The organism is Pantoea sp. UYEF8 (assembly GCF_040546285.1).
GTDB classification, from domain to species: domain Bacteria; phylum Pseudomonadota; class Gammaproteobacteria; order Enterobacterales; family Enterobacteriaceae; genus Pantoea; species Pantoea brenneri.
Genome location: NZ_JBEPNM010000008.1, coordinates 36,887 through 49,774 on the forward strand (window position 1 = coordinate 36,887; position 12,888 = coordinate 49,774).

The window sequence follows — 12,888 nt, forward strand, 5'->3', positions numbered from 1 at the left end:
GGCGTCATGCTCAGCCCAGGCGCTTCTCAATGGCATCCATCAACATGCCGGTGATGGAGATGGGGAAGGCTGCCTCAATTTCACGCACGCAGGTCGGGCTGGTCACGTTAACTTCTGTCAGTTTATCACCGATGATGTCCAGTCCGACAAAAATCAGCCCTTTTGCTTTCAGGGTCGGGCCGACGCGACGGGCGATTTCCCAGTCACTCTCACTCAGCGGACGGGCTTCACCGCGGCCACCTGCTGCCAGGTTACCCCGGGTTTCACCGCCCTGCGGAATACGGGCCAGGCAGTAAGGCACCGGTTCGCCATCCACCACCAGCACGCGTTTGTCGCCTTCTTTGATCGCCGGAATATAGTTCTGCGCCATGCAAAACAGGCTTTCATGCTCGGTCAGGGTTTCGGTGATGACGCCAAAGTTCGGATCGTCTTTCTTCACGCGGAAAATAGAGGCGCCACCCATGCCGTCCAGCGGCTTCATGATGATGTCGCCATGCTCCTGCCAGAAGGCACGCAGTTTCTCTTTGCTGCGGGTCACCAGCGTGTCCGGCGTGAACTCTGCAAACCAGGCGGTATAAAGCTTTTCGTTACAGTCGCGCAGGCTCTGCGGTTTGTTCACGATCAGCGTGCCCAGCTCTTCTGCGCGCTCCAGAATGTAGGTCGCGTAGATGAATTCGGTATCGAATGGCGGATCTTTACGCATCAGTACTACGTTCAGGTCGGCGAGGGGGATCTCCTGCTCGCTGCCAAACTGATACCAGCTATCCGGATTCTGCTCAACGCTTAACAGACGGGTGCGGGCAAACGCCACACCACCGCGCAGGGAGAGATCGCGCATCTCCATGTAGTGAATTTCATAACCACGGCGCTGTGCTTCCAGCAACATGGCGAAGCTGGTGTCTTTTTTAATATTGATGGACGAAATGGGGTCCATCACGATGCCAAGTTTAATCATTATTATCTCCTCAGGGAGGCGGCGGTTACCGTCTCGTCTCGTTCGGTCAGCAGTGGGCCGTTCAGTCAGCACGTCAGAGAACTGGCGTCTGTGACTGCCCGCTGGCAGTATCGCTTAACCCAGGTCGCCAAACCTCACCTGAAGTGCCGTAATGGCGGTCAGCGCGGTGGTTTCGGTACGCAAAACCCGTGGGCCAAGCAGGATGTCAGTAAATTCGTGCTGCGCCGTCATGGCGATTTCGTCAGCGGAAAGCCCGCCTTCAGGACCAATCAGCAACCGCACCCGTTCAACCGGCTGCGGCAGCGTATTGATACTGTGGCTGGCGCGCGGATGCAGATTAAGCTTCAATCCGCTCTCCGCTTCAGCGCACCAGGCTTCCAGCGTCATCGCCGGACGGATTTCCGGCACGCGATTACGGCCGCACTGCTCGCAGGCGGCAATAGCAATCTTCTGCCACTGCTGAATCTTTTTAGCCAGGCGTTCAGCGTCCAGCTTCACGCCACAGCGCTCGGAAAATAGCGGCGTAATGACGTTCACTCCCAGCTCAATTGATTTCTGGATAGTGAACTCCATTTTTTCACCGCGCGACATCACCTGACCCAAATGCAGGTGCAACGGCGACTCGCGATCGTCCGGCTGGCTCTCTGTGACCGATACTTTTACACGCTTTTTATCAACATGCGTGATCTCTGCTGCAAAAGTCAGATTAGTGCCATCAAAGAGTTCCAGATGCTGTCCCGGCGACATGCGAAGCACCCGGCCGACGTGATTGGATGCATCTTCATCCAGCGTAATGTCACTGCCAACGCTCAACGGCCCGGCGTGATAGATGCGAGGTATGCGCATAAGGTTCCTGGAACTAAGCGCCGTGTGGAATGACACGGCGTCATCGGGAAAAGAGCTAGTTTAGGGCAGGCTTTTTAGCGCTGGCAAGCCTGCTGCACATAAGGATTGTGATTGCCTTGTACCCGCGCGATACGCTGGTCACGTTCACACTCCCATTTCGTCACCGGATAGAGCTTATCCCAGGCGGTAAACAGCTGGGTTTGCTGGCGCGAAATTCGCAGATGATACTGGTCACGCATATAGAAGTAGGTGCGGGCAATGGCGCCGCGTGCGCGCGCCGGTGGCTCTGCCTGCTTAAGTTTAAAATCCACCTTCATCTCACACTGACCATACTGCTTTTCACTGCCGTTCCATTGACTGTAGGCGAAGTTACCGCGGTCGCCATTCACTTCGCCGATAGCCGGTTGCAGGTTGTGCAGATCGGTTTCGATGCGACGATAGTCCGGATCTTTACTGCAATTTTTACGGCCGCCGTTTTGCCAGCATTGACGCTGATGACCAAATTCCCACGCCGGCATAACGTGTTCCCACTCAATGCGCGCCGCACGATTGGCGTTTTTACGCGCCTGATAGCCACAGCTGTTCAGGTCCGGCACGCCTTTTTTTCCCTGCCAGTTAATTTTACAGCCGCAGTAAAAGGATCCCGGCGCATCGGCGTTGATTTCAGCGGCAAAGACTTTGGCCTGCTGGAAATTGTTTTGATGGTAATTATTCAGGTTCAGGGCGTCAGCCGCAAAAGGAACCCATAACAGCGCAACGGCCAGACTAATTATGCGAGACATATTCCAGATTTCTACTCATTGCTCTAAAAAGGGCGGCAGGGTAACAGAATGCGGAATAACGCGGAATGGGAAATCGGCTCAGGCGGGCACAAACTCACCGGCTTTCAGCAGGCTGCCGCAGTGAACGCAGCGATATTCGCTCTCGCCGCGAAGTATCCGATTGTGACGGCGTACCGTGAGCTGATGCTGCTGGCACTGGCAGCGATAAGCAAAGGTGCGGCTACGGACGGACTGCACCTCGAACTGATGGGTACGTCGCGCCGGTACGCCCAGCACCTGCTCCATCATCCACTTCCACTCTTTGCCATGCGGCGCCACGCGACCGAATTTCTTCCACACCAGCAGATGCGCCAGTTCGTGCGGAATCACCTCCTCAATGAACGCCTGCTGGTTTTCCAGCAGCAGGATCGGATTAAGGCGGATTTCCCACGGCTCCAGCCAGGCGGTGCCCGCAGCGGTGCCGCGCTGCTGATAGAGCAACGTCGGTTCAGGATAGTTCGTTTTCAGTGCCAGATTGGCGCGCTCCAGCGCCTGACGCAGCGCGCGCATCACGGCCTGTTGCAGAGCAATGGGGAGACGAGGTGTTTTCATGGCGCTCAGAATAATCGGCGTCACGCGGGAACTCAACCGGGCAGAACAGATCGCCGCTTACCGATGCCGTTTATGCGCCGGCGGCCGGTAGACGGATGCTGCTTCGTCAGGCCTGTGCGCACCGCGACGGCCGGGCTGAAACCGGCGCTACCGCCCGCATCGGCTGTCAGGTGATAATTTTGGTTTAAATATTGTTATGCTCTTTTTTAGAATATCCTATGGTTAAAATTCGCCGCAGGGTGGATGGAGGTCAGGTGAAAGGCACAGGGCACGGATAAAGCGATGAAAGATAATAATAACCTAAAGAAACAACGGATTGTGCTGGTCACTGATTTGATGGCGGGACGCGGTGGGATGGAGAACGTGACCGGTCAGCTGATTACGGCACTGAATGCCGACGCGGAATGCGAAGCCGGGCTGTTTATCATCAACAGCGGCGAAGAAAGTCATTCACGCGCCTGGACCGCTAATGCGGTGTTACAGGAAAGCGTCTGCACCCTGCGTAATAAAAAAATAAAGAACTTCATTCATACGCTGCGAATGGCGGCTTTTTTTCGTCGCTACCAGCCCGATCACGTCATTACCTTAAACACCATTCCCTGCCTGATGACGCGCCGGGCGATTACCCTCTCCGGCCGCAAAATCGTGCTGTCGAGCTGGATGCACCTGCCGCCGCGTGAGCGTTATCGTCCTCACTATCTGTTGCGCGCCGATCACCATTTTGCCATCAGTCAGCAGATCCGGCAGCAGCTGGTCGAGCTGGGTGCCAGCGCGGCGGATATTGACGTGATTTATAACCCGGTAAAACGCAACGACAGCGTGATCGGCAGGCCGGCGGAACTGAAATTTTTATATATCGGCCGGGTCCATTTCGAGCGTCAGAAGCAGCTTAAAGATCTGTTTGATGCGCTCAGCCTGCTTGAGGTGCCGTGGACGCTGGAGATTGTCGGCGACGGAGAGGATCTGGCGCGTTGCCAGGCGTATGTGGCGCAGCGGGGAATTCAGGATCGCATCACCTGGCATGGCTGGCAGGAGAATGCCTGGGATTACGTGATCCGCGAGATTAAACAGGTCACCTGCCTGGTGATGACCTCCAACTTTGAAGGCTTCCCGCTGATCCTGCTGGAAGCGATGTCACGCGGCGTTTACTGCGTCTCCTCTGACTGCGTCAGTGGACCGGCGGAAATCATTAAGCCAGGCATCAACGGTCAACTGTACCAAAAAAATGACAGCGTAGCGCTGGCTGCCATTCTCAGTGCCCTGAGCGGGGAGGTTCACTTTCCCGATCACCAGCTTATTAAACAGAGCATTACCGGTTTTTATGAGGAGAATTATATGAAGCATCTGAAGGACGTGCTTAACCGCCTCTCAGAGGTTAAGCATGACGAATAAGACCGAACTCAACGGATTGTCCTTAGCGGTGAATTTTTCTGTCATCGCGCTCTGCCTGGCGCTGGCGCTGAATATGTTCGTCACCGGCCTGCCACAAAAAATCTTCTACATTGTCTCTTACCTGTCCGTGGCGTCGATAGCCTATGGCCTGGTGCGCCGGAAAATCGCTTTTCAGCCAAACCGCTTTTTTATCGCCCTGTTTATCGTGCTGATTATCTTTTCACTGATTCGCCTGGTCTGGGCGATTCAGGTCAAAGCGATTGAGACAGCCCCTTCGGGCGACAGTATCACCAACATCAGCAACTATCTGCTGGGCGCTAAGCGCCTGCTGCTTGGCGCATTTGTCCTGTTGAGCCTGGCGATTTACGGCCAGCAGGTGTCGCTCAATACGCTGCGGGCAGGGAAAGTTTTGATCCTGCTGGGATTGCTGATCTCCCTGGGCTTCGGCATTCATGAGCATCTCTATACCGCCAACGTGCGGATTAAGCTCACCACCGAAGCGGCGTCAATGTCCTCCTACATGATTCTGTTTATCTACTGCGCCTGGCTCTGGCTGAGTCGCTTTGAGACCCAGGCTTACTGGAAGATTGCTGACGTGGCCGCCTTACTCGTCACCTTTGCGTTGCTCTATCTGTGCGGCACCCGGGTCACCATTATCGCCCTGGTGGCGGTTGGCCTGCTGTTCCTGTTACAGACCTATCGTCTGTCGATGCTGAAAAACTGGCGCATCAGCGTGCTGGTGGTGGGTTTGCTGGCTGTTCTGGTGCTGATGACCAGCAATCGCTGGGTGGAAGGGGTGCAGGATATTGAGAACTACGGTTCCAATAGTTCAACGTCGCTGGGCGCGCGGGTCGCGATCTGGGGCGGGGCAGTTAACTTTATTCAGCATCATTCCGGTTTTGCGACCCCGGATGAGCGGACTACTCAGGCGCGTCAGTTTATTACCGCGCACTACCCGAATAACCTTGAAGGCTACACCAACGTTAAATACAACATGCACAACGAGTTCCTGGAAGTTACCACCTTGCAGGGATGGCTCGGGACCGCGTCGCTGGCGTTGCTGTATCTGGTGGCACTGGCGGGGGGAATGAAGCGCTGCGATCTGCGTGGGGTGGCGCTGCCGCTGCTGGCGCTGTTTGTCGCCGGACTGACCGATTCGGTGCTGCCCTATAACCAGACCGCCACCATTTTCATTATGGCGCTGGCGCTCTGCTGTATACGGCTACCGGTAGCACCATCGCGGATCTAGCGTGAGGCGAGGGATAAAATAAAAACGGCGGGGTTTCCAGAGAAACCCCGCCGTTTTTTTTACGCTTGATGATTAATTCTGTGAACCGATGTCGCGCAGTTTTTTACCGGCCATCAGGTTACGTTCGATGTGCTCCAGCGAGACGTTTTTGGTCTCAGGAATCAGCATCACCGTCAGCAGAATGAAGAACAGGTTCAGCAGCGCGTAGACCCAGAAGGTATTGGCGTTGCCCAGCGTGTTCAGCATTGTCAGGAAGGTCGCACCGACAATCATGTTAGCGATCCAGTTGGTGGTGGTGGAAACGGTGATACCGAAGTCGCGGCCTTTCAGCGGCTGAATTTCGGAACACAGCACCCAAATCAACGGACCGGCTGACATCGCAAAACCAATGATAAACATCAGCAGCATACCCACGGCGAAGTACTGCGCGCCCGGTGAATGGATGCCGAAATGCAACATGGTACCCAGCACGCCCATACCGGCTGCCATCACCATAAAGCCGAGGATCAGGGTTGGTTTACGACCCCAGCGATCGACCAGACCGATAGCGATAAAGGTTGCCAGTACGTTGATCAGACCAACAATTACCGTGCCCCACATCTGCTCAGTGGTATTGGTAAAGCCGGCGATTTCGAAGATTTTCGGTGCGTAATACATGATGACGTTCATGCCGGTAAACTGCTGCATGACCTGCAACAGAATGCCGAGGTAGACCGCACGACGGAAGTGGCTGCTGCTGGTAAACAGACCCCAGCCAGACTGCTTAATCTTCAGGCTTTCACGAATCTCGTCCAGTTCACGCTTCGCCTGTTCGCTGGTGTCACGCAGACGATCCAGCACCCGTTGCGCATCGCGGAAATTGCCTTTCGCCGCCAGCCAGCGTGGGCTGTTTGGCAGGAAGAAGACGCCAACCAGCAGCAGCAGAGCAGGAATGGTGATGATGCCCAGCATCCAGCGCCAGTTGCCGGTAAAGCTGAATGCGGTATCGGACAGGTAAGCGCCCAGGATACCGATAGTGATCATCAGCTGATAAAGCGAAATCATACTGCCGCGAATTTTTTCTGGTGCAATTTCAGAAAGGTAAAGCGGGGCGGTGTAAGACGCGATACCGACAGCCAGACCCAGCAGGACGCGGGCGCTGATCAGCATTTCCGGGTTAGGTGACATTGCCGACCAGAGTGAACCAATCACGAACAGAATCGCACCGGCCATCAGGCTTTTTTTACGGCCCAGGCGGGAGGACATCCAGCCGCTGCCGATAGCACCCACCGCGGCACCAAACATCATGGAACTGACGATCCACTCCTGCTGATGGGCGGTAACGTTAAAGTCTTTTGCGATAAACGGCAGTGCACCGGCAATCACGCCGATATCCAGACCGAACAGCAGACCCGCAAGGGCCGCCAGAAAGCAGACAAATAAGGTCATCGCCTTATTTGATGTTCTGCTCTTGTGTGTATTGCCAGGCATTTTAGCCTCCAGGTTTATCCATCATTGTTTTTATCAATGTTAAAAAAATCTTTGCGCGAAAAAAGTGAGTCCGATCACATCAGTGTAATCGTTTACACACGCTGAAACCCTGAAATTCAGCATTTTTTGCCCGGAAAGGTTAATTAACCAGTGAGGTATAGCACTCATTAAGTTTCTGACAAGGCTCTATTTATTGGCTATCAGACGACGCTGAAAATAACGCATTTTCAGCAGAATAACTACGTAGAGTAAATCCTAAATAGCAGATAAACAAAGCGTTTCAAATTGTAATCGTTAACATTTTGTTGTCAGAAAAGGCGAAAAGAAGTGTAGCTGAGATCAGAAAATTTGCTGCAGACAGGGCGCGTAACAGTGGATTTGAGGCTGACTGAACGGCATCAGGCATAAAAAAACCCTGCCACGGCGGCAGGGTTTTGATCATTCCGGCTTAAATCAGAGGCCAGCGGCTTCGCGCAGCTGTGCCGCTTTGTCGGTTTTTTCCCATGGGAAATGTTCACGACCAAAGTGACCGTAAGCAGCGGTCTCTTTGTAGATTGGGTGCAGCAGGTCGAGCATCTGAATCAGACCATACGGACGCAGATCGAAGAATTCACGCACCAGCAGCGTCAGCTGCTCAGTTGAAACTTTCTCAGTGCCGAAGGTTTCAACCATGATGGAAGTAGGTTCCGCCACGCCAATCGCGTAAGAGACCTGGATTTCACAACGATCTGCCAGACCGGCCGCCACGATGTTCTTCGCGACGTAACGGGCTGCGTAGGCTGCTGAACGGTCCACTTTTGACGGGTCTTTGCCTGAGAACGCGCCGCCGCCGTGACGTGCCATGCCGCCGTAGGTATCAACGATGATTTTACGACCAGTCAGGCCGCAATCGCCCATCGGGCCACCGATAACAAAACGGCCAGTCGGGTTGATGTGATATTTGGTCGAGGCGCTCAGCCATTCTGCAGGCAGAACCGGCTTGATGATCTCTTCCATCACCGCTTCCTGCAGATCTTTCTGGCTGATGGATTCGGCGTGCTGAGTCGAAAGCACCACCGCATCGATGCCCACAATTTTGCCGTCGTCATACTGGAAAGTGACCTGGCTCTTAGCATCCGGACGCAGCCACGGCAGGGTGCCGTTTTTACGCACTTCAGCCTGACGCTGCACCAGACGGTGCGCATAGGTCACCGGCGCAGGCATCAGCACGTCGGTTTCATTGGTGGCGTAACCGAACATCAGACCCTGGTCACCGGCGCCTTGCTCCAGCGGATCGCTGCGGTCGACGCCCTGGTTGATATCCTGAGACTGTTTACCAATCGCGCTTAATACTGCGCAGGAGTTGGCATCAAAGCCCATATCGGAATGAACATAGCCGATTTCACGTACGGTGTTACGGGTGATCTCTTCGATATCGACCCAGGCGCTGGTGGTGATTTCACCGCCAACCAGAACCATACCGGTTTTAACGTAAGTTTCGCAGGCCACGCGTGCTTTAGGATCCTGTTCGAGGATCGCATCCAGCACCGCATCGGAGATTTGGTCGGCGATTTTATCAGGATGTCCTTCTGATACGGACTCAGACGTAAAAAGGTGTTTAGCCATTCTGTTCTTTACCTTACAAATGGTTTGAATTCGACTGCATAGCGCAAGTGAGTATCATCTGACTTAACGCCCCTTCAGGCAAAGCCGCGAGCAGTGAGGTTGTGTCAGCACAGCAGGCCAACACCGCCTGGATATTAACCTGTTTAGATGGAAAACCATCTGGACGGCTATTTTAGGTTACAGGATGAGCGAATTACCAGCCCTTTTTCTGTTTCAGCATTTTACCTGTTGGGCCTATCGGCATAATTTCCTGACACTCCACGCATTTCCCCGATAATCTTTTTGCTTTTTGCAGCTGTAAACTGTATAAAACGCCGCTGCTTTGGTAGCAGCAATCAGGATGACGCCACAGATCGCGTCGCGCCCGTCAGACTCGCGTCTGGCTTTCACCCAGTTGTGTTCCATGTGCCGCTGGCATGTGTGGAGGTGATACGAGTAATGAACCACGTTTTCTCTTCTTGCGGTTCTGCGCGCTGCGGCGCTGCGCTGGCTGTCTCCTGCCTCCCATCTCTTTCTCTGTCCTGCCGACAATATGTTCGATGCGGTAATTTTACCGACACGAGCGCCGGTTAATCTGTACCACTATCCTTACGGTTTTGTCTCTTCTCTGCGCGTGCGCAGCTGAACGACGCACGTTATCCGTGGTCCTCTTATACAAATCTGTTAAATGCGTTCGGTTTCAACGGATATGGCCAGGGTGTTTTACACTTAACTCTCATGCGTGAATCGCGCTGACGGCAACGTCAGGTGAACAGGACATTGCGTTTAATGTGGCAACGAATTTCCAGATTAGCGGCCAGAAAGCCGGTTAACAGTTTCATCTTTCAACGGAAAATTGAGGTTCGCGATGTCTGACGACATAAAGAATATCAAGGGTTCGTCAGCTGGCGAACAGGGTGCACTCCGCTCAATGCAGGAGGTAGCAATGAACGATCAGGATGCGAGCAAAATGTTGCGTACCTACAACATTGCCTGGTGGGGCAACAACTATTACGACGTCAACGAACTGGGTCACATCAGTGTCTGCCCCGATCCGGATCGCCCGGACGTGCGCGTCGATTTAGCCAGGCTGGTCAAAGAGCGCGAAGCGCAGGGCCAGCGTCTGCCTGCACTGTTTTGTTTCCCGCAGATCCTGCAACACCGTCTGCGCTCAATTAACGCCGCGTTTAAGCGTGCGCGTGAATCCTACGGCTACACCGGTGATTACTTCCTGGTTTATCCGATCAAGGTGAACCAGCACAAACGCGTGATCGAATCGCTGATCCACTCTGGCGAACCGCTGGGACTGGAAGCAGGCTCGAAAGCTGAGCTGATGGCGGTACTGGCGCACGCTGGTCAGACCCGTACCGTGATCGTCTGTAACGGCTATAAAGATCGCGAGTACATTCGTCTGGCGCTGATCGGCGAGAAGATGGGCCACAAGGTCTATCTGGTGCTGGAAAAAATGACCGAAGTCCGGCTGGTGCTGGAAGAGGCGGAGCGTCTGAACGTGGTGCCGCGTCTTGGCATCCGCGCCCGTCTGGCCTCTCAGGGCTCGGGTAAATGGCAGTCGAGCGGCGGCGAAAAGTCGAAATTCGGCCTGTCGGCGACCCAGGTACTGAAGCTGGTAGAGATTATGCGTGAAGCGGGCCGCATCGACAGCCTGCAGCTGCTGCACTTCCATCTCGGTTCGCAGATGGCCAACATTCGCGACATCGCCACAGGCGTGCGTGAGTCGGCGCGCTTCTACGTTGAGCTGGCGAAGCTCGGCGTTAACATCAAGTGTTTCGACGTGGGCGGCGGTCTCGGCGTGGATTACGAAGGAACGCGCTCGCAGTCTGACTGCTCAGTCAACTACGGCCTGAACGAGTATGCCAACAACGTCATCTGGGCGATTGGTGATGCCTGTGATGAGCACGGCCTGGAGCATCCTACGGTGATCACCGAGTCGGGACGTGCGGTAACCGCGCACCACACGGTTCTGGTTTCTAACATCATCGGTGTTGAGCGTAACGAGTTCAGTAACCCGGAAACGCCGGATGCTGATGCACCGCGCCCGATTGTCAGCATGTGGGAAACCTGGCAGGAGATGCACGAGCCGAACACCCGTCGTTCGCTGCGTGAATGGCTGCACGACAGCCAGATGGATCTGTTTGATATCCATACCGGTTATTCGTCCGGCACCTACGATCTGAAACAGCGCGCCTGGGCTGAGCAGCTCTATCTGAGCATCTGCCACTACATTCAGCAGCATCTTGATCCGAGCAACCGCGCGCACCGTCCGATCATCGACGAACTGCAGGAACGGATGGCGGATAAGATCTACGTTAACTTCTCGCTGTTCCAGTCGATGCCGGATGCCTGGGGTATCGATCAGCTGTTCCCGGTACTGCCGCTGGAAGGGCTGAACAAGAAGCCGGAGCGCCGCGCCGTGCTGCTCGACATCACCTGTGATTCCGATGGCACCATCGATCACTACGTTGATGGTGACGGCATCGCCACCACCATGCCGATGCCAGAATATGACGTGGATAATCCGCCGATGCTGGGCTTCTTTATGGTCGGCGCTTACCAGGAAATTCTGGGCAACATGCACAATCTGTTCGGTGATACCGAAGCGGTGGATGTCTATGCCCGTGAGAATGGCGACGTCGAAGTTCAGCTGTCGGACGAAGGCGACACCGTGGCGGATATGCTGCGCTACGTGCAGCTCGATCCGAACGAACTGATGGCACTGTTCCGTCATCAGGTGCAGGCCTCCGATCTGGATGACGAGTTGCGTGCGCAGTTCCTCGAAGAATTCGAGAGCGGCCTGTACGGTTACACCTATCTGGAAGACGAGTAATCGGTTCAGATCGCCGGCAATCTCATATTGCAGTTGCCGGTGAAATGTCGATAATCTGACGCATACAATCCCTTCCTCGTCGGGCCTAACGACGCGGAGGGGATTTTTTTCATCTATAGCTTAATGGCTCGCGGGCCTGGCCCGACTGATGCCAATAGAGAGGACGATCTATGTACAATACCCTCGGCAACCAGTACGACAACTCCCTGGTCTCAAACGCCTTTGGTTTCATGCGCTTCCCGCTCAACTTCCAGCCTTACGACAGCGATGCAGAGTGGGTGATCACCGGCGTTCCATTTGACGCCGCCACATCGGGCCGTCCAGGCAGCCGTCTGGGCCCGGGCGCTATCCGTCAGATCTCAACCAACCTTGCGTGGGAAGGCTGCCGCTGGCCGTGGGATTTCGATCTACGTCAGCGCCTGAAGGTGGTTGACTGTGGCGATCTGGTCTATGCCTTTGGTGACTCGCAGGATCTTTCTGACAAACTGCAGGCGCATGCCGAAAAACTGCTGGCGAACGGCAAACGCATGATGACCTTTGGCGGCGACCACTACGTGACACTGCCGCTGCTGCGCGCACATGCGAAGCACTTCGGTAAGATGGCGCTGGTTCACTTTGATGCGCATACCGATACCTATTCCAACGGCCCGACCTTTGACCACGGCACCATGTTCTTCACCGCGCCGAAAGAAGGTCTGATCGATCCACAACACTCAGTTCAGATCGGTATCCGTACCGAGTTTGATAAGAGCCTTGGCTTCAACGTGCTGGATGCGGCGCAGGTTAACGATCGCAGTGTCGATGACATTCTGGCCGAAGTGAAACGCACCGTGGGCGATCTGCCGGTCTATCTGACCTTCGATATCGACTGCCTCGATCCGGCACACGCGCCGGGCACCGGTACGCCGGTCATTGGCGGACTGACCACCGATAAAGCCACCAAGCTGATTCGCGGTCTGCAGGGCATGAACATTGTCGGTATGGATCTGGTGGAAGTGGCGCCAGGCTACGATCACGCCGACCTGACTGCGCTGGCCGCGGCCACTCTGGCACTGGATATGCTGCACGTGCAGGCGGTAAATAAAGGCTGATGCGCCACGCTGGCCGGACTGCGTAAGCCCGGCCAGCTTGTCAGCACTGAAAGCGGCGTTCTGCCTGTCGGGTGGACGCCGCT

At 55.0% G+C, this 12,888-nt stretch carries 10 protein-coding genes; 4 read left to right on the forward strand and 6 right to left on the reverse strand.

Annotated features, from left to right (window positions below; translation table 11 throughout):
• Positions 1-10 precede the first annotated feature (10 nt).
• From gshB to ABIB18_RS15445, 4 genes are all read right to left on the reverse strand, one after another.
• Complete coding sequence (gene gshB / locus ABIB18_RS15430; RefSeq protein ID WP_031375778.1) at positions 11-955, reverse strand: glutathione synthase; 945 nt, start codon at positions 953-955, stop codon at positions 11-13.
• 114 nt (positions 956-1,069) lie between these two features.
• Positions 1,070-1,801, reverse strand: coding sequence for a 16S rRNA (uracil(1498)-N(3))-methyltransferase (rsmE, locus tag ABIB18_RS15435; RefSeq protein WP_069728848.1), 732 nt, complete (start codon positions 1,799-1,801; stop codon positions 1,070-1,072).
• 74 nt (positions 1,802-1,875) lie between these two features.
• A complete protein-coding gene (endA, locus tag ABIB18_RS15440) occupies positions 1,876-2,583 on the reverse strand; it encodes a deoxyribonuclease I (protein WP_354474728.1) in 708 nt (235 codons plus the stop codon).
• Between the two features lie 78 nt (positions 2,584-2,661).
• The gene (locus ABIB18_RS15445) at positions 2,662-3,174 is read right to left on the reverse strand and encodes a SprT family zinc-dependent metalloprotease (RefSeq protein WP_082097610.1); all 513 of its coding nucleotides are present in this window, start codon (positions 3,172-3,174) and stop codon (positions 2,662-2,664) included.
• Between the two features lie 282 nt (positions 3,175-3,456).
• On the opposite strand from ABIB18_RS15445, the gene ABIB18_RS15450 reads away from it, so the two are divergent.
• Together ABIB18_RS15450 and ABIB18_RS15455 are read left to right on the forward strand one after the other, a co-directional pair.
• On the forward strand, positions 3,457-4,566 hold the full coding sequence (locus tag ABIB18_RS15450; protein WP_031375775.1) for a glycosyltransferase: 1,110 nt from the start codon (positions 3,457-3,459) through the stop codon (positions 4,564-4,566).
• Positions 4,556-5,815: an O-antigen ligase family protein gene (locus ABIB18_RS15455; protein ID WP_279810346.1), complete on the forward strand. Its 1,260-nt coding sequence runs from the start codon at positions 4,556-4,558 to the stop codon at positions 5,813-5,815. The genes ABIB18_RS15450 and ABIB18_RS15455 overlap by 11 nt, the downstream gene beginning before the upstream one ends.
• Positions 5,816-5,887: 72 nt before the next feature.
• Here the strand turns inward: ABIB18_RS15455 and ABIB18_RS15460 are convergent, their stop codons facing one another.
• Positions 5,888-7,285, reverse strand: coding sequence for a sugar porter family MFS transporter (locus tag ABIB18_RS15460; protein ID WP_072051015.1), 1,398 nt, complete (start codon positions 7,283-7,285; stop codon positions 5,888-5,890).
• A gap of 453 nt (positions 7,286-7,738) precedes the next feature.
• On the reverse strand, positions 7,739-8,890 hold the full coding sequence (gene metK, locus ABIB18_RS15465) for a methionine adenosyltransferase (protein WP_069728849.1): 1,152 nt from the start codon (positions 8,888-8,890) through the stop codon (positions 7,739-7,741).
• A gap of 847 nt (positions 8,891-9,737) precedes the next feature.
• Here metK and speA point away from each other — a divergent pair.
• Together speA and speB are read left to right on the forward strand one after the other, a co-directional pair.
• Positions 9,738-11,714, forward strand: coding sequence for a biosynthetic arginine decarboxylase (speA, locus tag ABIB18_RS15470; protein ID WP_072051014.1), 1,977 nt, complete (start codon positions 9,738-9,740; stop codon positions 11,712-11,714).
• 170 nt (positions 11,715-11,884) lie between these two features.
• A complete protein-coding gene (gene speB / locus ABIB18_RS15475; RefSeq protein ID WP_031375771.1) occupies positions 11,885-12,805 on the forward strand; it encodes an agmatinase in 921 nt (306 codons plus the stop codon).
• Positions 12,806-12,888 lie beyond the last annotated feature (83 nt).